The following is a 20,848-nucleotide window of genomic DNA, read 5'->3' as shown; positions in this document are numbered from 1 at the left end:
TACCCTATTGACTTGGTAGGAATTCTAGGGTTATATGGCGGTCGTGAGCTTCGTGGTCATCATCGGCAACCCCCGTCCGGGGTCCCGCACCGCCAGGGCGGCGTCCGCCGTCGCGGCGGCGGTCGCGGCGGCCGCGGACGTCCCCGGCACCCCAGAGATCATCGACCTGGCCGACCTCGCCCCGCACCTGCTGGCGGCCGACCCGCCCGCCGCGGTGGCCGAGGCGACCGCCAAGGTCGCCGCCGCCGACGTCATCCTCGTCGCCAGTCCCACCTACAAGGGCACCTACACCGGCCTGCTCAAGGTCTTCCTGGACCGCTTCGGCGCTGGCTCCCTCACCGGGAAGGCCGCGCTGCCGCTGCTCGTCCTCGGTGCCCCCCAGCACGCGCTGGCCGTGGAGGTCCATCTGCGGCCGCTGCTCGTCGAGCTCGGCGCCACCGTCCCGACCCCGGGTCTGGCGCTGCTGGAGGCCGACCTCGACCGGCTCGACTCCCTCGCCAAGGAGTGGGCCGCCCAGATCCCCCCCGCCGTTCGGGGCGCTCTTACGGCGGGGGCCGCCCGGTGACCGGGACGGCGACGGCACGGCCCGTCCCGGTCACCGGCGACTCCTTTCGCGACGCGCTGGCCCGCCACGCGGCCGGCGTCGTCGTGGTCACCTCCCGGCACGAGGCGGGCCCGCCGGCCGGCCTCACCGCGACCTCGTTCACCTCGGTGAGCCTGGACCCGCCGCTGGTGGCCTTCTACGTCGCCCGCACCTCCACCACCTTCCCTGAGCTGCGCCGCGCCGCGACGTTCGCGGTCAACGTGCTCGGCCACGACCAGGCCGAGGTCGCCGCCCGGTTCGCCGCGCGCGGCGTCGACCGGTTCGGCGGGGGCACCCGCTGGACGGCCGGCGCCGGCGGCGAGCCGCTGCTGGACGGCGCCGCCGTCCGGCTGCGCTGCGACTGGCACACCGTGCAGGGCCTCGGCGACCACCTGCTCGTCGTCGGCCGGGTGATCGGCGTGGAGATCGGCGCGGTGGAGCACCCGCTCCTGTACCACCGCGGCCGGTTCGGCCGGTTCGCCGCCTGAGGTTTCGGCCCGCGAGGGCCCGGTAACAACCAGTCCTACCGATCGCTCGCCCCCCGGCGACGGCCCGCGGCACCAGCCGCACGCGGAACGGGGGGCGCGCATGGGGGGACGCGGGACGCGCTGGCGCCCGTCGCACTGGTCCCTCGGCCGGCGGATCACCGTCACCGTCACCGCGATCGTCGGCGTCCTGCTGGCGGTCGGCGCGCTCGCCTACTACTTCCTGCTCGACCGCGCCCTCTACGAGCAGATCGGCCGGGTCGGCGGCGAGGCCGCCCGCAACGTCGCGGCCGCCGCCGCCCGGCCCGGCCTGCCCCGCACCCTGACCCCCGGCGAGCGCGGCTTCTCCCTGCTCCAGGTGGTGGACGAGAACGGCCGCGTCGTCGCGGCGAGCCCGGCGATCACCGGGCGGCCGCCGCTCCTCGACCGGCGCCCGGCCCGCCACGACCAGATGATCCGCACCGTCATGGACCGGCCCGCCACCGGCGACAAGGTGTACGTCGTCGCGGTGTGGGCGAAGACGCCCAGCGGCTGGCAGACCGTCTACGCGGGCGCGCCGCTGCCGTCCTTCGGGCAGGTGCAGGCGCTGTTCGTCGCGACCCTGCTGCTGTTCCTGCCGTCCGTCCTCATCCTCATCGGCACCGCGGTCGGGCTCGGCGTGCGCCACGCCCTGCGGCCCGTCCGGGGGATGAGCGCCGAGCTCGCCCGCATCACCGGCCGCGGCGGCGACGCCGGGCGCCGCGTCACCGTCCCCGATGGCGACGACGACGTGGCGCGCCTCGCCGGCTCGATCAACCTGACGCTGCGCCGCCTGGAGGGCGTCATGGAGCGCCAGCGCGGCTTCGTCGCCGACGTCTCGCACGAGCTGCGCAGCCCCCTCGCCGCGCTGTTCATCCAGCTGGAGGCGGCCCTCCAGGACCCCGAGCACGAGGACTGGCCGGCCGTCGCCCGCGCCGCCCTCGCCGACGCCGACCGGCTCCAGCGCCTGGTCAAGGACCTGCTCACCATGGCCCGCCTGGACGCCGGCGTCCCGATCGAGAGCGAGCCCGTCGACCTCGGCGCGCTCGCCGCCGCCGAGATCGGGCACCGCGAGCGGCGCGTCCCGGTCGAGGCCGACCTCGCACCGGGCATCGTGGTGGAGGCGTCGCCCGGCCACCTGGTGCAGATCCTCACCAACCTGCTCGACAACGCCGAGCGGCACGCCCGCAGCCGCGTGACGGTCACCGTCGCCGCCGAGGAGGGCGGCGCGGTGCTGCGGGTCGCCGACGACGGCGCCGGCATCGCCCCCCAGGACCGCGACCGGGTGTTCCTGCGGTTCCAGCGCCTCGCCGAGAGCCGCGAGCGCGACCGCGGCGGCAGCGGCCTCGGCCTGCCGATCTCCCGCGACCTCGCCGCCGCGCACGGCGGCTCCCTGGAGATCGAGGACTGCGGGCCGGGCGCCTGCCTGGTCCTCCGGCTGCCCCTCGCGGCGCCCGTGCTGGAATGACCGTGCTGGAATGACCGTGCTGGAATGACCCCCGGAGGTGCGGCGTGGGCGAGCGGGTCGGGGCACGGGAACTGCTGGACCGGGTCGTCACCGGATGGCGCTCCTGGGACGCGCCGCCGGAACCGGCCGCCGCGCCGGGCTCGCGGTACGCGGCCGAGCTCGCGGCGGCGCGCGAGCGGAGCGGCTGCGACGAGGCCGTCGTCACCGGCGAGGGGCTCCTCGGCGGCCACCGCGTCGCCTGCGTGGTGTCGGAGTTCGCCTTCCTCGCCGGGTCGATCGGCCGCGCCACCGCCGACCGGATCGTCGCGGCCGTCGAGCGCGCCACCGCCGCCGGGCTGCCGCTGCTCGCGGCGCCGTCGTCGGGCGGCACCCGCATGCAGGAGGGCACGGCCGCGTTCGCGCAGATGGCGCGGATCACCGCGGCCGTCGCCCGGCACCGCGCGGCGGGCCTGCCCTACCTGGTCTACCTGCGGCACCCGACGACCGGCGGGGTGTTCGCCTCCTGGGGGTCGCTCGGGCACGTGACGGCCGCCGAGCCGGGCGCGCTGATCGGCTTCCTCGGCCCGCGCGTGTACGAGGGCCTGCACGGCGAGCCGTTCCCGGCGGGCGTGCAGACCGCCGAGAACCTGGCGGCCCGGGGACTGCTGGACGCCGTCGTCGGCATCGACGACCTGGCGGAGGTCGCGGCGGGCGTCCTCGCCGTCGTCACCGACCCGCCCGCCCCCGCGGTCCCCGCCCCGGCGGCGCCGGTCGCGCCGCCGGAATCGGCGTGGGACGCGATCGGACGGTCGCGGCGCGCGGACCGTCCGGGCGTCCGCGAACTGCTGCGGTACGGCGCCACGCACGTCACGCCGCTGTCGGGCACCGGGCAGGGCGAGGCCGAACCCGGCCTGCTGCTCGCGCTCGCCCGGTTCGGGGCGGCGTCGTGCGTCGTCGTCGGCCAGGACCGGCGCGGCCAGCGCAACGGGCACCCGCTCGGCCCGGCCGGGCTGCGCGTCGCCCGGCGCGGCATGGGCCTCGCCGCCGAGCTCGGGCTGCCGCTCGTCACCGTCGTGGACACCCCGGGCGCCGACCTGTCGGCCGCCGCCGAGGAGGGCGGCCTCGCGGGCGAGATCGCCCGCTGCCTCGCCGACCTGCTGGCGCTGCCGGCCCCGGCGGTCTCGCTGCTGCTCGGCGAGGGCACCGGCGGCGCCGCGCTCGCGCTGCTGCCCGCCGACCGGGTCCTCTGCGCCCGGCACGGCTGGCTGTCGCCGCTCCCGCCCGAGGGCGCCTCGGTCATCGTGCACCGCGACGCCGGGCACGCCGCCGAGATGGCCGAGGCGCAGGGCGTCGGCGCGGCGTCCCTGCTGCGCGGCGGCATCGTCGACGAGCTGGTGGACGAGCGCCCCGACGCCGCCGACGAGCCGGCGGAGTTCTGCCGCCGCGCCGCGGCCGCCGTCGAGCGGGCCGTGCGCGGCGTCGTCGGCTCGCCGGCCGCCGCGCGCGTCCGCGCCAGGCAGGACCGCTACCGCGACCTGGGGCGCTGAGGCGTCAGTCCCACCGGAACTCCCACAGGCGGCCGCCGACGAGGCTCGCGGCGTACTCCTCGAACGGCGTGGACCGGCGCATCAGGTCGGTGCCGGTGAGGAAGTGCTCCAGGGCGATGCGGCGGGCGGGCCCGATGGCGGCGGGCGGCCAGGCCACCGACAGCCAGAGGCGGGCGCCGACGGCGGCGAGGACGCGCGTCCCGAAGCGCTCCTCCCAGCTGCGCAGCAGCGCGTCGAGGCGGCCGGTGTCGGTGGGCGCGGTCCAGCCGGCGGTGCCGAGGACGTCGGCGCTCCGCTCGGCGGGCGCCAGGACGAGATGGACGGGGCCGGCGCCGGACGGCAGGTCCCGGACGGCGGCGCAGGCGGCCTCGTCGGGGTCGGCGGAGCGGCGGGACGGCGGGGCCAGGCCGGGCCAGTCGTCGAAGGGAGGCTCCAGATCGGTGCCCGCCAGGGCGGCGTCGTCGTCCTTGATCTCGGCGAACCAGGCGCGGTGCCGCGCCCACGCCTGCGCGAGATCGTCGTCCAGGCCGGTGCGGGCGGGGCCGGGCGGGGCGCCGCCGAACACCTCCCAGCCGTGGAGCAGCGGCCAGAGGCCGGTCTCGCCGCGGCGCGCGTGGTGCCACGCCCAGACGGCGGCGGGGTCCTCGACCGGCAGGTCGGACACCCACGGGCGGGGGCCGGGACCCGGGAGGAAACGCCCTTGCGGAAGCTCCATGCGGCGGAGCCTAGAAGCCGCCACCGACAGGCGTCAGCCCCCGTCCGGCGCGACGTAGTAGGCGATCCAGTCGGCGACCATGGCCGGGCCTTCGGCGCCCTCGGCCTCCAGGGTGTTGCGGGTGAGGACGCGGGTGCGGCCGGGCTCCTTCTCGGCGACGTCCAGCAGCACCGCGCTCATCCGGACGCGCTGCCCGGCCCGGACGGGGCGCAGGAACCGCACCCGGTCCAGGCCGTAGTTCAGCCCGTACACGCCGTCGCGCTCCAGGGCCAGGTCGCGCTTGTGGAAGGCCGCGACCAGCGACAGCAGCAGGAAACCGGAGATCATCGTGCCGCCGGTGGACGGCGGGCGGCCGAGGAAGTCCGCGCGCAGGAACGTCGCCGCGCCGAACGCGGCCTCGTCGGCGGCGTCCAGGGGCAGCCAGTCCGAGCGGAACAGCTCGGACCCGACGCGGGACGGCAGGTCGGCCAGGGTGAGAGGGGTCACGCCCCCAGATCGTAGAGGCCCGCCAGGATGTCGTAGGAGCGCAGCCGGTCGGCGGGGTCGAACGTCGAGGTGACGACCATGACCTCCTGGACGCCGGTCCGCTCGACCAGCGCGTCCAGCCCGGCCCGCACCGTCTCCGGCGACCCGATCACCTGGTCGCCGAGCCGGTCGGCGATGATCTGCTGCTCGATCGCGCTGTAGGGGTAGGCGGCGGCCTCCTCCGGCGTCGGTGTCTTGCCGGGGCGGCCCTGCCGGAGCCGCAGGAACGCCAGCGCCTGCGGGCGCGCCAGCTCGCGCGCCCGCTCGTCGGTGTCGGCGGCGGTCACCGCGACGCCGATCATCGAGTACGGCTCGGGCATCGCCTCGGTCGGCCGGAACGACTCGCGGTAGAGGCGCAGCGCGGGCAGCGTGTGCTGCGAGCTGAAGTGGTGCGCGAACGCGAACGGCAGCCCGAGCAGCCCGGCGAGGCGGGCGCTGTAACCGCTGGATCCGAGCAGCCAGATCGGCACGCCGTTCCCGGCGGCCGGCGTCACGGTGCTCTGCTCCTCGAAGTAGCCGCGCAGCTCCATGACCTGCTCGGGGAAGTCGTCCACCGACAGCGCGTCGGGGGAGCGGCGGAGCGCCCGCGCCGTCGCCTGGTCGGTGCCGGGCGCCCGCCCGAGCCCGAGGTCGATGCGGCCGGGGTGCAGCGCCTGGAGCGTCCCGAACTGCTCGGCGACCACCATCGGCGCGTGGTTCGGCAGCATCACCCCGCCCGACCCGACCCGGATCCGCTCGGTCGCCGCCGCGACCTGGCCGATGAGCACGGCCGTCGCGGAACTGGCGATGCCCGGCATCGTGTGATGCTCGGCCAGCCAGTACCGGTGGAAGCCGAGCTTCTCGGTGCGGCGGGCGAGCTCCAGGGTGTTGCGCAGCGCGTCGGCGGACGTCGAGCCGCTGGCGACCGGGGCCAGGTCGAGGACGGAGAACGGGATGCTCATTCCCGTCCCAACCTGCCTGAACGGCGTTCTGTTCCCGTCCCCGGGGCTACTTCGACGCCTGCACGGCCCCGGCGACGACGCCGCCGACGAGGGCGGCGGCGAGCGGCGGGAACAGCGAGACGCAGAGCCACGACCAGAAGACGAACCGGCGCGACCGCTCGGGGTTCTCCGCGAAGTGCAGGTCGGCGGACGTGTACAGCATCGCGCCGACCACGACGAGGGGGAAGAACAGGAGCGTCGCCCAGATCGCGCAGACGTAGGCGACGGCCTGGCCGCCCCTCGTGTAGCTGCCGTCGGGCCCGATGCCGAACCCCGTGCGCGGGGCCTGCGGGGGGAGGGTCGTCGCTGTCATCGGCGATCCGATCCTTGGGAGGTGGGACCCGGATGCTAGACCGAGCAACCGCTAGGTTAAAGGGATGCGCGCCAGGGGGCCACCGTTGACAAAACTGATGAAAAGTGCATCTTGTGGGAAAGCGGTGGCGGCACATCGCCTTCTCGGGAGGGACGCGATGGCAGGACAGGGGCAGGGCTCCGGCATGCGGCCGCGCTGCCGGGCGGTGCTGCGGGTGGGCGGCCCGCCCGCTCCGCACGGGCCGGACGAGGCATTCCCGGTGGCGGTGTTCGAGCCGGTCCGCAAGGTCGTGCACCAGTGGCTGAACGACAAGTTCAACATCACCGACCCGCTCGCGTCCGGCGTGCAGGAGATCGACGAGAACCGGTCGCTGGCGCTGGACACCGCCTTCGACCGCGACGGCGCCGAGACCGCGACGCGCGTCCAGCTCACCGAGGCCCTGCCCAACGGCCTCTGGCGGACCACGGTCACCGCCTGCGGCGCGTCCGCCGGGACCGGCGCGCTCGTCTGCGTCGAGCTGGAGTGCGGGGACCTGGCGGGGGCCGCCGACCCGCAGCCGCCCCGCCTCATCCGCGAGCTGCTCCAGGTGCTGCCCGTCCACGACGGGCCGGTGCGGCTCGCGGCCGAACCGGTGGCCGTCGGCGCCGGCGGCGTGCCCGACCTGCTGGAGGTGCTGACGGAGCCGGCCCGGCGGATGCCGGTGATCGTCGCCGCCCGGCCGCCGCGCCCCGACGAGGAGTGGCAGCGGCGCTGGCGCCGTATCGTCCAGCGGTCCGCCGGGATGGCGACGCTGGTCGAGCTGGACGAGACGGCGGTCGAACCGTTCCGGCAGGCCGTCTACCACCACCACCGGGTCGCCGCGGGCGCCGTCCGCACCTTCATGCCCGAGGTGGATCCGGCCTGGGAGGCCGACGCGCTGCGGCACCGCGTCCTGTCGTTCGGGCGCCTCCACGACCCCGCTGACCACGCCTGGCAGCTCATCGCCGCCAACGTCCAGCGCATCGCGCTGGCCGAGCCGATCCCCCCGGACCTGCGGCTGATCGCGTTCCCCGGCCCGCCGGACGACGGCGAGGTGCGCCGCCAGCGGGCGCTGGACGCCGCCGCCGACACCGGCACCGGCCCCGACGACCTGCGCCGCGAGATCGGCATCCTCACCGAGCTGCTGGAGGAGAGCGACCGGCTGCTGCTCCGGCAGGAGGCCGAGGCCCGCGAGCAGGCCCGCCGCCTGGAGGAGGCCGCGGAGCTGCACCGCCGCGTCCAGGACGACCTGGTGCTGAGCGCCGTCGAGCACATGGAGACCCAGGCGGAGCTGGACCGGGCGCAGGCCGAGCTGCGGCTGGTGCGCCGGGCGCTGCTCGGCCAGGGGCGCGCCGGCGACGCCTTCCCGCCGCTCCCCGCCGCCCAGCCGCCGGACGGCTTCGAGGACCTGCTGGACCGCCTGGACGAGCTGCCGCACCTGCTGTTCAGCGGCGACCGCCGCGCGACGCTGGAACTGGACGACACCGACGCCAACCGCGCGCCCACATGGGCGCGCAAGGCGTGGAACGCGTTGCAGGCCCTCGACAGCTACGCCGACCTGTCCACCCGCGACGGCGGGTTCCCCGGCGACTTCCGGGCGTTCTGCCGCGACACCCCCGCCGACGGGCACCCCGTGTCCGCCAACCAGGTCGTGATGGGCGAGTCCAAGACCGTCCACAACCAGTGGGCGGACGAGCGCATGCTCCCCGTCCCGCCCGAGATCGACCCGTCCAAACGCATCCTGATGACCGCCCACATCAGGCTCGCCTCCAAGGGATCCATCTCGCCGCGCATCTACTTCCACGACGACACCGCGGGGCTGACGGGAAAGATCGTGGTCGGCTTCATCGGCCGCCACATGACCAACACCCGCACCTGACGCCACCCGACCCTGACGTCACTCGCACCTGACGTCACCCGGCCCTGACGTCACCCGGCCCTGACGTCGCCCGGCCCTGACGTCGCCCGGCCCTGACGTCGCCCGGCCCTGACGTCACCCGGCCCCGCAGGAGCGCCCGGCGTCCCGGATGCCCCCGAGACCGTCTGGGCCGACAAGATCACCGACGAGGACGACAACGGCCCCCGCGACCGACCCGCTGACTCCCGCCCGCCGACCGCCCGCCCGACGACCCGCGTCCACCCGATCATGACCACCCGGTCGCGCTGCGTTGAGTTGCGGCGTGTTGGCCTATTGAATCGATTCAATAGGCCAACACGCCGCAACTCGACATTCGATGACCAGCTGGTCATTCGCCTGTCGCCGTCAGGCGATCATGGTCGCAGGCGGCAGGCGGCAGGCGGCAGGCGGCAGGCGGCAGGCGGCAGGCGGCAGGCGGCAGGCGGCAGGCGGCAGGCGGCAGGCGGGGCGCCGGCCTCGGCGGGTCCGGGTCCGGGAAAAGCGGCGCGTGATGCGGGAATGCCCCCGGGTTTCCGTCGCCGGCCGCCTTTGCTCGGCGATGGCGGCCCTGCCGCGCCCCGCGCTTCTCCAGCCCGCCCAGTCGGTGACCCTCGCCGCCCATGACCGCCCGGTCGTCAAAAGTTGAGATGCGGCGTGTTGGCCATTTTCGATCTTCAAAATGGCCAACACGCCGCATCTCAACGCGCGGCGACCGGGTGGTCATTGCTAGGCGGGGAACTGGGCGGTCGGAGGAGGGGGCCGCTGAATGGCGGAACCGCCATCGTCGAGCAGCCTTGATCGGCCAACCTTCCGTCCTGGATCCGCCCGTCCTTTGGGCTCGCCTACCCCTGCCGAGGCCGTGACCACCCGGTCGCTCTTTGTTGACTTGCGGCGTGTTGCGCATTTGAAACGTTTCAAGTGCGCAACACGCCGCAAGTCAACGTTCGATGACCGCCCAGTCACTCGCTTGGTGTCGCTGGGTGGTCATGATTGGAGGGGTGAACTGAAGGGGTGGGCGCTGGCTCCGGGGGGCGTGAGAGAGGGTGGGCGCGTGACGTGGAGGCGCGCTGGGCCGCCGCTGCTGGCCGCTGAGCGTAAAACCGGGGCTTACAGGGCCTTGATCGCTTCGCTGAGCTGCGCGAATTCCTTGCGGCTCATGGACAGGTGGCCCAGGCTGCGAGCTTTGCTGTCTCTCACTCCGATCACGTCGGTGGCGGCGGCCAGTTCAATGCAGTGGTTGCCGTCGTTGCCGCCGGAGTAAGAAGATTTTCTCCAAGTCGCTTTATTCAATTCCATTTTTCTATCGCCTTTCTCATGAAAGCTCGCGAATCTTCAAAGTTCAAGGCTTGGCCTTGCAGGATCGTGAAAGTATTCATTAGCACGGACAGTATTTTGTGCGCATGTACGGTCTCCCCTCCGATGTTGGCCTCCATGAAGCCCAGCATGGTGAGATCTTGCTGGATGGCCAACGCGTACGAGCCGCTCACGCTCAGATCGCGGTAACTGGAGTACCGGGCGATCTGAATGTGCACATTCCGGCGCTCGGACAGGTTGAGGAGGTGGTTGAGCTGTTCGCTCATGATCTTAGGTGATCCGACTTCTCGGTAGAGCACGCTCTCGTCATGGATGACGTACACGGTCGGTGGATCCTCGCGCTCCAGCATTCTCTGCCGTTCGGCGCGTTCTTTCAAGTTCTTGTCTGTCCGTAGCAGTGCGCGGGCGTAGTCCTCCGTCTGTAGTAGGCCGTCAACGTACATGGTCTGCACGGACCTCAAAGTCGTGGCCGTCGCCTCCAGCTCTGAATAATCGGTGAGTGCGCGGGGGCGCTCGCTGCCTTCGATGTATCTTTTCCATGCCTTGATGATGGCTCCGCCGGCGTTCAACTCCTTGTCCAGCTTCTCGGCGTTCTCGAGCTTGCACCGCGATGTGCCGTTGATGATCCTGCCCATAAAACTGGGACTCACGAAGATTTTATTGGCCAGGGTCGCACGAGTGATCTTCGCTGCCTCGCGGTATCCGTTGACGATCTCTCCGAAGCGGCGCGACGCGGTCGTTGGTTGCACTGGCATTCTCTCTCCGCTCTGGCCTGATCTGACTTGCGATCTTTCGTGAACCGTCCAGCCCTGGCATGTATCACTTCGGTCGCTGGTCACACTACGCCGCCGAGCGGGACTGTGTCACCGATCGCATACACAACGTGAAGGGCGGGGATGGCATGCGGGAATGCCGCGAACCGATCAAGGTGGAGAGGCCGCCGCCGGCGCGCAATGGGCGAGCCATTCTCAAGATCGATGCGGTGCCGGAGCAGGTGCGGGTCGGGCGGGTGTGGGTGGGGGACTGGGTTTACGATCACGGGTTCGCCGCCGGCGCGAGTTCCGCGGCGGAGATGATCGCTTCGGAACTGGTCACGAATGCGCTGAGGCACGGCGAGACGGCGGGCGGGGCGATCGAGGTCCGCGCCTTTCTCGATCGTGGAGGGCGGGCGGTGCTGGAAGTGCTCGACGCGAGCGACCGGCCGCCGCTCGTCCTCGGCGAGGATCTGGTCGGCGAGGGAGGGCGCGGGTTGTTCCTGGTCAGGCTCACCACTCGCGAGCTCGCATGGCATCCGCTGCGTGGCGGCGGCAAGGTCGTGTGGTGCGTGCTCAGGGCCGAGCGCGCGGTGTAGCGCGGCGCGAACGCGGAGAAGCCCGCCACCGGGAGGTGGCGGGCTTCTGCGGGAGAGCGAGGGGCGTCAGCGCAGGTCGAGGCCGATGAGGGCCGGGTCGTGGTCCGACGACCGGTAGGGGTCGGGGGCGTAGTACTGCGGCTGGTTGTACTCGGTGTTGTAGTCCAGGAACGTCGCCTCGTCGGCGTTGATGTGCCAGATGGTGGTGCCGGTGACGCGCTTGGACAGGGCCTTGCCGGCCAGGACGTGGTCGAGCTCGCCGGCGAGGCCGTCGAAGACGTAGCTGTAGCGGTCGCGGGCGGGGATGAAGCGCTTCGCCTGCTCGACCAGGCCGCCGGCCTCCAGCGTCTTGATCGGGTCCTCCTCGCCGTAGGCGTTGAGGTCGCCGAGGACGAGGGGGTTCTCGACCGTCCTCGCCAGGTCGACGATCGCGTTGGCCTGCGCGACGCGGCGGGCGTTGAAGCAGCTCTGCCCGTCCTTCTGGTCGGTGTCGGCGCCGGTCGCGCCGGTGCAGCCCTTGGACTTGAAGTGGTTCACGATCACCGTGAAGCGCTTGCCGCCGCGCACCGGCTGGAAGGTCTGCACGAGCGGCGGCCGCTCGAACACCGCGACGTCGGACGAGCCCGCGGCGCCGACCGGGCGGACCTTGGCGGGCTTGTAGATGAGCGCCACGTGGATCGCGTCGGTGCCGGGGTTCGGCCCGGTCACCCAGGTGTAGGTGCCGGCGCCGACGGCCTCGTTCAGCTTGTCGACCAGCGCCTTGATGGCGGTGTCGCCGTTGTTCTCGACCTCCATCAGGCCCGCCACGTCGGGGTTCAGGCCCTTGACGGCGGCGACGAGCTTGGCGAGTTGGCGCTCCTGCTCGGCGGCGGTGTTGGCGCCGCGCTGGTTCAGCGTGGTGAACCAGTTGAGGGTGTTGAAGCTGCCGACCTTGACGTCGCCGCCGACGTTGCGGGGCTTCGCCGGGCGCGGGTTCGTGCGGTCGAACGCCGGGAGCGGCGTCGGCTCCAGCAGGTAGGTGCCGAAGCCGTAGGTGAGCACGCCGGTCAGGCCGCGGGTGCTGTCGCCCGACCGCACCACCTGCGGGCTGCTGTAGGGGACGGTCGCGGGGTTCTGCACGTTCGAGCCGTCGTCGATCAGCAGGGTGCGGGCGGCGTTGGCGGCCTCGGCGTCGGCCTCGGTGCCCTTGTGGCGCCGGTCGGTCGGCTGGAACAGCCGCCCGCCCGCCGACAGCGTCAGCTCGCCGTAGCGGCCGAGGTCGTAGGTCTCCGAGACGGTGAGGCGCTGCGGGTACCGGACGAGGACGCCCTCGTACCGCTCGGCGGTCACGCCCTTCGGCAGCGGGAGCGTCACCCGCGCGGGCTCGACGGTCCCGGTGCCGCAGACGTCGACCGCCGTCGCCGGCGACAGCTCGGTCAGCCCGTTGTACTCGGTGACCTTGCCGGTGACGAGCACCCGGTCGCCGGCCTTGACGGCCTTGGTCGAGTAGACGAACACGCCGTCGGAGGTCGCCGGGTCGGCGTCGGGCGTCGGGTCCTGGACGAAGAACCCCTTGAGCTGGTCGGCGCCGTGGAAGTCGCCGGTCACCACGCCCTCGACGCGGACGGTCTGCCCGGCGAGCGGCGAGGCGTCGCCGGCGCCCTGCACCTCGGCGATCTGGTGGGTGGCGGGCGTCTCGCACGGGGCGGGGTCGTCCGCCCGGGCGGCCGTGGTGCCGGCGGCCGTGAGGAGGCCGGCGGACAGGACGGCCGCGAAGGTCGCTGCTGCGGATCTGCGCATGCGCGGCAGCGTAGAACGGGCGGAACGTCCCGCGCGGAACTATTGGCGAAGTGTCGACCAATTTAACGTAGATTGCCGCATTCATGGGGTGGGTGGGAGCCCGGGGGCGGCCGGGATCCGCTCCTCAGCGGCGTCGCCGCTTCCGGCGGGACCGGGGCCGGCCGGTCCGCCGTCGGACACACGAACCAGGTCGGCAGGCGCGGCGGATTGAACCCGCGCCAGAGCACCCAGGCGGTAGCCGTTGCTCGGACGGCGAAGGCGAGAAGCTCTCACCGGCGCGAACGCCGCGGTGCCCCAGCCTCCACCAGGACGTCGGCGTCCCCGCCCCCACCCCCGCGCCTTCGCATGGGCTCACGGACTTGAAGGTCGACGGGTCCGTGCAGGCGGTGGATCGCCGTGACTTTGGCGGCCTTGCGGTCGGCCGTGAAACCTTCAGGCGACAGCGTGCACTCGTAGATGATCCACAAGGTCAGCGGCGCGCGGTGGCATGTCTCGACGGCGCCGCGCCCTGCGTCGATGGTCCTGTGCCCTAGTCGACGAGGCTCATGGCGGCATAGAAGGTCCACACCCCTGCCAGTAGGGCCACGATGTAGAGCACGAGTCCCAGCAGCGCCGGCGGTCGTTCCGGGCGAAAGGCGATGCGGCGGCAGAGCTCGGTCGAGAGGGGCACCGCTTCCGTCTTCCGCGACGTGGGGCGGGAGGCCGGCCCGGCTCGTACGGCGCGGACAAGTCCGGCCTTGCGCGTTCGTCGTGCACGCGTCCGGGTGGCCGGGGATCGCTGGACGCGCCGGCCGTCCGTCGTCAAAAAGGTCGTCCTGAAACCCGTGCGGCGCTCTTCGGAAACGTCAAGGCTTTCGGCGTGATCGCGGGGTACGGCTTCGCCGGTCCGCGGCCGGGCGCACGAACCAGGCGATCAGGCGCAGCAGGCGGAGCTCGTTGTAGAGCACCCAGCCGACGGTCGCCAGGAGGATGACCGCGCCGAGGGCCTCCCACCAGTCCGAACGGCGCGGTGTCCGGGCCTCCACCAGAATCGCCAGCGGTTGGCTCCGGCGGGGTCGCATGGTTTTGCGGACCTTGGGTTCGCGGACCTGAAGTTTGCGGACCTGAAGGTCGACGGCCCCGTGCAGAGGACGGATCGTCTGCACCCGTCCGGCGTCATAGGCGCCCGTGAAGCCTTCTGGTGACAGTGTGCATTCATAGGTGGTCCACATGCTCACCGGCCAGCGGTGGCACGACTCGATGGTCCCACGCCCAGCGGCTAATGTCTCGTGCCCGGTGGAAAGTAGGACAAAGGCGGCGAAGCTGGTCCATGTCCCTGCCAGTACGGCCATGGAGTAGAGCACGCACCGCAGTGACTTCGGAGGGTGCTCCAAGCGGAAGGCGATGCGGCGACGACGTTTGGCGGAGCGAGGGATGGAGCGTGTCTTCCGCGACATGGAGCAGGAAGGTAGTCCGTCACGTCCTTTTGGGCAAATCTGACACTATTGAGCGCGAATCCTTGCAGAAGGATTGACTGGGTCAGTGCAGGGGAGCAGATCATTGCGGGTGGAATCCCCCGAAGACGCCCTCGCCCGGCTGTCCGCCGATGCGCAGCAGAAGATCCGCCAATATCAGGAGTTGCGCACTGATCTCGGCACGATGTCGGGTGCGGCGCAGTCCGAGGACCGCACCGTCTCCGTCACCGTCGCCCCAGGCGGCGCCGTCACCGGCATCCAGCTCACCGACCGAGCACTGCGGCACGGACCGAATGGGCTGGCGCGGCTACTGATGGAGACGATCGCCCGAGCGAGCGCCGACGTTTCCCGCCGGCTCGCCGAACGCGTCCAGGAACTCACACCGAACATGGACGTGGTCGCGATGGTCGAGGCGCGGCTGCCCGCGCTGGACGACCCCGCCGCCGGGGAGCGGCGATGAGCCCGGGCGGAGAAACCCGCTACAACGTGCGGAAACTCATGACCGCTGCGGAGCACTTGGACGGCTTCAGCGACCGTGCCAAAACGACGGAAGCCGCTTCGAAGGCGCGTCCGGCGGTGAGCGGCCACGAGTGGGGGCTGGTCGGTGCGGCGTTCTCGGTGAACTACGGCCAACTCGTGAAGGAGCTCAACGAGCACCTCGGAATGATCTCGACGTTCCTGGTCGATGCCGAGCGCTCGATGACGCAGACGGCCCGGCACTACGCGGGTGCGGACGAGAAGATCCTCGCGAGGATCAAACAGCTGGAGACCGACCCGCCGGTCATGTCGCCGCCCAAGAAGAAATGACCATGCCACCTGGAGAGGCCGCGTGCCGGCATGACTTACGATCTTTTCGACAGCGCGAAGGACGCGGCCACGGGCAATGTGCCCGGCTGGAGCCACTGGGAGAACATCAAGAAGCACGTCAAAAACGATGATCTCTCCTCTCTCGCCGCCGACATCGCGGACGTGGGTGCCACCGGGGTACTCGCCTGGCTCGACCCGCTGGGCGCCCTGGTCGGGGCCGGCGTCGGATTCCTCATCGATTGGATCAAGCCGCTCAACGACATGCTGACCTGGGTCACCGGTGACAAGGACGCCATCGACGACCAGCGGGACGCCTGGGGCGAGGTCGGCAAGAGCATCCAGCGGCTCGCCGCCGACATGGGCAAGACGCTGGAGAGCGACCTGCTCGGCTGGGAGGGGCCGGCGAGCGCGACGGCCAAGCGGAAGATCGGTGAGTTCATCGAGGGGACGCGGGCGACGGCGGGCGAGGTGGACCACATCCGCGCGCTCCTCTCGCTCACCGCGTCGCTGATGGACATCGCGATGTCCACGATCAAGGACCTCATCTCCCAGTTCGTGGAGTGGCTCATCGTGACCTGGCTGGCCGCGCAGGCCGCCGCCGTCCCCACCCTCGGCGCGTCGGAGGCCGCGGCCGCCGCCGCGACCACCGGAGAGGCCGCGGTGGCGATCTCGCGCGGCGCCCGCATCGTGCAGAAGGTCATGAAGATCCTTCGCAAGATGCAGGAGGTGCTCGCCAAAGTCTCCAAGTCGCTGGGAGACCTGCGTGACAAGTCGTTCTGGAAGCTCACCGGGAAGGGCGGGAACCGGGCGCTCGGCCCCGGCGGCATGGGAAGGGAGCTGGTGGAGGACGGGCTGGCGGCGCGGCGTGCTCTAGGGGGCCGCAACGGTCGCACCCTGCCCTTCGAGTACGGCCCCAGGGATCCCCTCATCGGTGGCGGGATCAAGCTCGCGGGCGGTGTCGGGCAGTCCGAGGAGGACGACCGTGACAGCCGGGTGCCGAGCGGCCGGGAGATCAACGCCCTGCTGAACCCTTCGGACTGATGCGGGGCCGCCCTCGGCGGCGGAGCGGGCGCACCGGCCACGGGGGTGGCGGTGACGCAGGGTTAGCCTGGGGATCATGGAGACTGGGGCGGGCGACCCGTTCGTGCGGGTGCGGGGGGCGCGGGAGAACAACCTGCGGGACGTGTCGCTGGCGGTGCCGCGGGACGCGCTGGTGGCGTTCACCGGCGTGTCCGGATCCGGGAAGTCGTCGCTGGCGTTCGGGACGCTGTACGCCGAGGCGCAGCGCCGCTACCTGGAGTCGGTGGCGCCCTACGCGCGCCGCCTGCTGCATCAGGCCGGCACCCCGAAGGTGGACGAGGTCACCGGGCTGCCGCCCGCGGTCGCGCTGGAGCAGCGGCGCTCGGTGCCGTCCGCGCGGTCGTCGGTCGGGACGGTGACGACGCTGTCCAACTCGCTGCGCCTGCTGATGTCGCGGGCCGGTGACTATCCGGCGGGCGTCCCGTTCATGGACTCCGACCACTTCTCGCCGAACACCGTCGTCGGGGCCTGCCCGCGCTGCCATGGGCAGGGCGAGGTGCATGAGGCGAGCGAGGCGTCGATGGTGCCGGACCCGTCGCTGACGATCCGCGAGGGCGCGATCGCGTCCTGGCCGGGCGCGTGGCAGGGCAAGAACCTGCGCGACATCCTCGCCGAGCTCGGCTACGACGTCGACCGGCCCTGGCGGGACCTGCCGCAGGAGCAGCGCGACTGGATCCTGTTCACCGACGAGCGGCCCGTCGTCACCGTCCATCCCGTACGGGAAGCGCACCGCATCCAGCGCGACTACCAGGGCACCTACACGAGCGCCGCGAAGCTGCTGCTGAAGGCGTTCGCCGAGTCCAAGAGCGAGGCGCGCCGCAGGAAGGCGGCGGAGTTCCTCGCCAGCAGCACGTGCCCGCTCTGCCATGGCGGCCGCATCAACCCCGACGCGCTCAAGGTGACCTTCGCCGGGCGCGACATCTCACAGCTCGCCGCGCTGCCACTGGCCGAGCTCGCCGCCGCCCTCGCGCCCCATGTTCGCGAGGAGGGGCCGGCGGGCGTCCTCACGCAAGATCTGACGGCGCGCATCGAGGTCCTCGTCGAGCTCGGCCTCGGTTACCTCAGCATCGACCGGTCCAGCCCCACGCTGTCGTCGGGCGAGCTCCAGCGGCTGCGCCTCGGCACGCAGCTGAAATCGGGCCTGTTCGGCGTCGTGTACGTGCTGGACGAGCCGTCCGCCGGCCTGCACCCCGCCGACACCGAGGCGCTGATCTCGGTGCTGGCGCGACTCAAGCAGACCGGGAACAGCGTGTTCCTGGTCGAGCACGACCTCGACGTGGTGCGGCACGCCGACTGGCTGGTGGACGTCGGCCCCGCCGCGGGCGTGAACGGCGGGCGCGTCCTGCACAGCGGCCCCGTCGAGGACCTGCGGGGCGTCGCCGAATCGGCCACCCGCCCTTACCTGTTCGGCGAGCACGCCTACCCGGCGCGCGCGCCGCGCGAGCCGTCCGGATGGCTCGCGGTGCACGGCATCGACCGCAACAACCTGCACGGGGTGGACGCCGACGTGCCGCTCGGCGTCCTCACCGCCGTCACCGGCGTGTCCGGGTCGGGCAAGTCGACGCTCCTGGACGTGCTGGGGGAGGCCGGCATCGACCGGATCGTCCGCGTCGACCAGAAACCGATCGGCCGCACGCCGCGCTCCAACCTCGCCACCTACACCGGCCTGTTCGACACCGTCCGCAAGCTGTTCGCCGCGACCCCGCAGGCGCGCGAGCGCGGTTACGACGCGGGCCGGTTCTCCTTCAACGTCGAGGGCGGACGCTGCTCCGAGTGTCAGGGCGAGGGCTATGTCTCGGTCGAGCTGCTGTTCCTGCCGTCCACCTACGCGCCCTGCCCCGTCTGCCACGGCGCCCGCTACAACCCCGAGACGCTCCAGGTGCGCTGGAACGGCGCCGATATCGCGCAGGTGCTCGCCATGACGGTGGACGACGCCGCCACGTTCCTCGCCGAGGTGCCGCCGGCCGCCCGCGCCCTGCGCACCTTGCAGGACGTCGGCCTCGGCTACCTGCGCCTCGGGCAGCCCGCCACCGAGCTGTCGGGCGGCGAGGCGCAGCGCATCAAGCTGGCGTCCGAGCTACAGCGCGCTCGCCAGGACGACACCCTTTACCTGCTGGACGAGCCCACCACCGGCCTGCACCCCGCCGACGCCGACCTGCTGATGGGCCGCCTGAACGCCCTGGTGGACGGCGGCGCGACGGTCGTCGTCGTCGAGCACGACATGGACGTCGTCGCGGGCGCCGACCACGTCATCGACCTCGGTCCCGGCGGCGGTGACCGCGGCGGCCGCATCGTCGCGCAGGGCACCCCGGCCGAGGTCGCCGCCGCGGGCGGCAGCGTCACCGCGCCCTACCTCAAGGCGCGCCTGCGGTAGACGAAACGGGCATCCGCGGCTCCCGGGAATGTCACTGCCGCGCGGGAGAATGAGCCCATGACCGAGACCCCCGGGCACACCGAGATCGCAGATCGGGCCGCCTACGCCGCCGCCGTCCAGACCGCCGTCACCGCCTCGGCCGCCTACTACGGCGAGGGCGACTCCGTCCTCGACGACGACGCCTTCGACCGCCTGGTCCGCGGCATCGCCGCCTACGAGGCCGCGCACCCCGGCGAGGCGCTGCCCGAGTCGCCGGTCGGCAAGGTCGCCGGGGGAGCGGTCGTCGGGGACGTCCCGCACACCGTCCCGATGCTGAGCCTGGACAACGTCTTCGGACCCGAGGAGCTGGCGTCCTGGGCGGCCGGGGTGGAGCGCCGCATCGGCCGCCCGGTCGAGCGGTGGAGCGTCGAGCCGAAGCTCGACGGCCTGGCGATCTCGGCGCGGTACCGGGACGGGCGGCTCGTGCGGCTCGTCACGCGCGGCGACGGCGCGGCGGGCGAGGACGTCACGCACGCCGCCGGCAGCGTGGCCGGGCTGCCCGCCGAGCTCGCCGAGCCGGTCTCGCTGGAGCTGCGCGGCGAGGTGCTGATGACCCGCGCCCAGTTCGAGGCGGCCACCGAGGCCCGCGTCGCGAGCGGCGGCACCGCCTTCGCCAACCCGCGCAGCGCCGCCGCCGGGTCGCTGCGCGCCAAGGACCGCGCCTACAGCGTCGAGATGACGTTCTTCGCCTACGGCGCGCTGCCGCTGGAGTCCGGCGACGACCTCGCCGCCGCCCTCCGCGAGGACCCGCACAGCGCGCTCATGGAGCTGGTCGCGCGGCTCGGCGCCAACACCACGGCGGCGACGCCGGTCGCGGGCACCGTCGCCGCCACCGTCGAGGAGGTCCAGGACCGGGTCGGCGAGATCGCCGCGCTGCGCGCCGGGCTGGAGTTCGGCATCGACGGCATCGTGGTCAAGGCCGACCTCGCCGCCGACCAGGCCGCCGCGGGCCTGTCCTCGCGCGCGCCGCGCTGGGCCGTCGCCTACAAGCTGCCCGCCGTCGAGAAGATCACCCGGCTGGTCGCGGTGGAGTGGAACGTCGGCCGCACCGGCATCATCGCGCCGCGCGCCGAGCTGGAGCCGGTCGTGGTGGACGGCGCCGAGATCCGCTACGCGACCCTGCACAACGCCGGCGACATCGCCCGCCGCGACCTGATGATCGGCGACCACGTCACCGTCTACCGGGCGGGCGACGTGATCCCGCGCGTCGAGGCGCCCGTCGTGCACCTGCGCACCGGCGCCGAGACGCCCATCGCGATCCCCGCGGCGTGCCCGCGCTGCGGCGGCGAGATCGACGACGCGCAGAAGCGGTGGCGGTGCGCGCGGGGCCGCGCCTGCCACGCCCTGGCCTCGGTCCGCTACGCCGTCGGCCGCGACCAGCTCGACATCGAGGGCCTCGGCGAGAAGATCGTGAGCCAGCTCGTCGAGGCCGGCCGCGTCACCGACTTCGGCGACCTGTTCGCCCTCACCCGCGAGCAGCTCCTGGAGCTCGACCGCATGGGCGAGACCAGCACCGACAACCTGCTGAACGCCATCGAGGCCGCGAAGGCCAAGCCGCTGAACAAGGTGTTCTGCGCGCTCGGCGTCCGCGGCACCGGCCGCTCGATGTCGCGGCGCATCGCCCGCCACTTCGCCACCATGGACGCGATCCGCGCCGCGGACGCCGAGGCGTTCCAGGAGGTCGAGGGCGTCGGGCCCGAGCGCGCCGCGCTGCTCGTCGCCGAGATCGCCGAGCTGGCCCCGCTCATCGACCGCCTCGCCGCCGCCGGCCTCCGGATGGACGAGCCCGGCGCCACCGGCCCCGCCGCCCGCGCGGACGTCCCCGAGGGCGCCGACGCCGCCGAGGGCGGCATCGAGCTGCCGCTCACCGGCATGTCCATCGTCGTCACCGGCTCCATGACCGGCCCGCTGGCCGAGCTGTCCCGCAACCAGGTCAACGAGCTGATCGAGCGGGCCGGCGGCCGCGCGTCCTCGTCGGTGTCGGCGAAGACGGCGCTGCTCGTCGCCGGCGAGAAGGCCGGCTCCAAGAAGGACAAGGCGACCGAGCTCGGCGTGCGGATCGCCACCCCCGACGAGTTCGCCGCGGAGGTCGCCGCCTTCCTCTGACCCGCCTTCCTCTGAC

At 72.7% G+C, this 20,848-nt stretch carries 20 protein-coding genes; 11 read left to right on the top strand and 9 right to left on the bottom strand.

Annotated elements, in window-relative coordinates:
* Positions 1–34: 34 nt before the first annotated feature.
* The 4 genes from K1Y72_RS17420 to K1Y72_RS17405 all read left to right on the top strand — a co-directional run bounded on the left by K1Y72_RS17420 (position 35) and on the right by K1Y72_RS17405 (position 4,080).
* A complete protein-coding gene (locus tag K1Y72_RS17420) occupies positions 35–565 on the top strand; it encodes an NAD(P)H-dependent oxidoreductase (protein ID WP_220167398.1) in 531 nt (176 codons plus the stop codon).
* Positions 562–1,071 (top strand): flavin reductase family protein, encoded by a 510-nt coding sequence (locus K1Y72_RS17415; RefSeq protein ID WP_220167397.1) that lies wholly within the window; start codon positions 562–564, stop codon positions 1,069–1,071. Before K1Y72_RS17420 ends, K1Y72_RS17415 begins: the two co-directional genes overlap by 4 nt.
* Positions 1,072–1,171: 100 nt before the next feature.
* Positions 1,172–2,554: a sensor histidine kinase gene (locus K1Y72_RS17410; RefSeq protein WP_220167396.1), complete on the top strand. Its 1,383-nt coding sequence runs from the start codon at positions 1,172–1,174 to the stop codon at positions 2,552–2,554.
* A gap of 44 nt (positions 2,555–2,598) precedes the next feature.
* Positions 2,599–4,080, top strand: coding sequence for a carboxyl transferase domain-containing protein (locus K1Y72_RS17405; RefSeq protein WP_220167395.1), 1,482 nt, complete (start codon positions 2,599–2,601; stop codon positions 4,078–4,080).
* 4 nt (positions 4,081–4,084) lie between these two features.
* Here the strand turns inward: K1Y72_RS17405 and K1Y72_RS17400 are convergent, their stop codons facing one another.
* Genes K1Y72_RS17400 through K1Y72_RS17385 form a run of 4 tightly spaced genes read right to left on the bottom strand, consistent with a single transcriptional unit; the run spans position 4,085 to position 6,613 of the window.
* Entirely contained in the window at positions 4,085–4,795 is a 711-nt protein-coding gene (locus tag K1Y72_RS17400; RefSeq protein WP_220167394.1) for a DUF4253 domain-containing protein, read from the bottom strand.
* Positions 4,796–4,828: 33 nt separating this feature from the next.
* The gene (locus tag K1Y72_RS37185) at positions 4,829–5,281 is read right to left on the bottom strand and encodes a MaoC/PaaZ C-terminal domain-containing protein (protein ID WP_220167393.1); all 453 of its coding nucleotides are present in this window, start codon (positions 5,279–5,281) and stop codon (positions 4,829–4,831) included.
* Positions 5,278–6,261 (bottom strand): LLM class flavin-dependent oxidoreductase, encoded by a 984-nt coding sequence (locus tag K1Y72_RS17390; RefSeq protein WP_220167392.1) that lies wholly within the window; start codon positions 6,259–6,261, stop codon positions 5,278–5,280. The genes K1Y72_RS37185 and K1Y72_RS17390 overlap by 4 nt, the downstream gene beginning before the upstream one ends.
* A gap of 46 nt (positions 6,262–6,307) precedes the next feature.
* A complete protein-coding gene (locus tag K1Y72_RS17385) occupies positions 6,308–6,613 on the bottom strand; it encodes a hypothetical protein (protein WP_220167391.1) in 306 nt (101 codons plus the stop codon).
* A gap of 157 nt (positions 6,614–6,770) precedes the next feature.
* Between K1Y72_RS17385 and K1Y72_RS17380 the strand changes: the two genes are divergently transcribed.
* Complete coding sequence (locus K1Y72_RS17380; RefSeq protein WP_220167390.1) at positions 6,771–8,510, top strand: amino acid adenylation domain-containing protein; 1,740 nt, start codon at positions 6,771–6,773, stop codon at positions 8,508–8,510.
* A gap of 1,125 nt (positions 8,511–9,635) precedes the next feature.
* Here the strand turns inward: K1Y72_RS17380 and K1Y72_RS17375 are convergent.
* Both K1Y72_RS17375 and K1Y72_RS17370 read right to left on the bottom strand, forming a co-directional pair.
* Positions 9,636–9,824: a DUF397 domain-containing protein gene (locus tag K1Y72_RS17375; protein WP_220167389.1), complete on the bottom strand. Its 189-nt coding sequence runs from the start codon at positions 9,822–9,824 to the stop codon at positions 9,636–9,638.
* Positions 9,815–10,591: a helix-turn-helix domain-containing protein gene (locus K1Y72_RS17370; protein ID WP_220167388.1), complete on the bottom strand. Its 777-nt coding sequence runs from the start codon at positions 10,589–10,591 to the stop codon at positions 9,815–9,817. Before K1Y72_RS17370 ends, K1Y72_RS17375 begins: the two co-directional genes overlap by 10 nt.
* A gap of 65 nt (positions 10,592–10,656) precedes the next feature.
* Here K1Y72_RS17370 and K1Y72_RS17365 point away from each other — a divergent pair, with 65 nt between their 5' ends.
* Positions 10,657–11,193: an ATP-binding protein gene (locus tag K1Y72_RS17365; RefSeq protein ID WP_220167387.1), complete on the top strand. Its 537-nt coding sequence runs from the start codon at positions 10,657–10,659 to the stop codon at positions 11,191–11,193.
* 66 nt (positions 11,194–11,259) lie between these two features.
* Here the strand turns inward: K1Y72_RS17365 and K1Y72_RS17360 are convergent, their stop codons facing one another.
* The 3 genes from K1Y72_RS17360 to K1Y72_RS17350 all read right to left on the bottom strand — a co-directional run bounded on the left by K1Y72_RS17360 (position 11,260) and on the right by K1Y72_RS17350 (position 14,189).
* Positions 11,260–12,972: an ExeM/NucH family extracellular endonuclease gene (locus tag K1Y72_RS17360; protein WP_220167386.1), complete on the bottom strand. Its 1,713-nt coding sequence runs from the start codon at positions 12,970–12,972 to the stop codon at positions 11,260–11,262.
* Between the two features lie 529 nt (positions 12,973–13,501).
* Positions 13,502–13,642: a hypothetical protein gene (locus tag K1Y72_RS17355; RefSeq protein ID WP_220167385.1), complete on the bottom strand. Its 141-nt coding sequence runs from the start codon at positions 13,640–13,642 to the stop codon at positions 13,502–13,504.
* A 175-nt stretch (positions 13,643–13,817) separates the two neighbouring features.
* Positions 13,818–14,189 carry a hypothetical protein gene (locus K1Y72_RS17350; protein WP_220167384.1) on the bottom strand — a complete coding sequence of 124 codons (372 nt, stop codon included), beginning with the start codon at positions 14,187–14,189 and terminating at the stop codon, positions 13,818–13,820.
* A gap of 328 nt (positions 14,190–14,517) precedes the next feature.
* Between K1Y72_RS17350 and K1Y72_RS17345 the strand changes: the two genes are divergently transcribed.
* The 5 genes from K1Y72_RS17345 to ligA all read left to right on the top strand — a co-directional run bounded on the left by K1Y72_RS17345 (position 14,518) and on the right by ligA (position 20,832).
* Positions 14,518–14,886, top strand: a complete 369-nt coding sequence (locus K1Y72_RS17345; RefSeq protein WP_220167383.1) for a YbaB/EbfC family nucleoid-associated protein — start codon at positions 14,518–14,520, stop codon at positions 14,884–14,886.
* Entirely contained in the window at positions 14,883–15,233 is a 351-nt protein-coding gene (locus tag K1Y72_RS17340) for a hypothetical protein (RefSeq protein WP_220167382.1), read from the top strand. Before K1Y72_RS17345 ends, K1Y72_RS17340 begins: the two co-directional genes overlap by 4 nt.
* 30 nt (positions 15,234–15,263) lie before the next feature.
* Complete coding sequence (locus K1Y72_RS17335) at positions 15,264–16,274, top strand: hypothetical protein (RefSeq protein WP_220167381.1); 1,011 nt, start codon at positions 15,264–15,266, stop codon at positions 16,272–16,274.
* 76 nt (positions 16,275–16,350) lie between these two features.
* Complete coding sequence (locus K1Y72_RS17330; RefSeq protein ID WP_220167380.1) at positions 16,351–18,687, top strand: ATP-binding cassette domain-containing protein; 2,337 nt, start codon at positions 16,351–16,353, stop codon at positions 18,685–18,687.
* A 57-nt stretch (positions 18,688–18,744) separates the two neighbouring features.
* Positions 18,745–20,832, top strand: a complete 2,088-nt coding sequence (gene ligA / locus K1Y72_RS17325; protein ID WP_220167379.1) for an NAD-dependent DNA ligase LigA — start codon at positions 18,745–18,747, stop codon at positions 20,830–20,832.
* Positions 20,833–20,848: the final 16 nt, after the last annotated feature.

It is taken from the genome of Actinomadura parmotrematis (assembly GCF_019458805.1).
Classification (GTDB): Bacteria; Actinomycetota; Actinomycetes; order Streptosporangiales; family Streptosporangiaceae; genus Spirillospora; species Spirillospora parmotrematis.
Note: the sequence above shows the minus strand (reverse complement) of the source record. Positions and strands in the feature narration are given on the sequence as shown.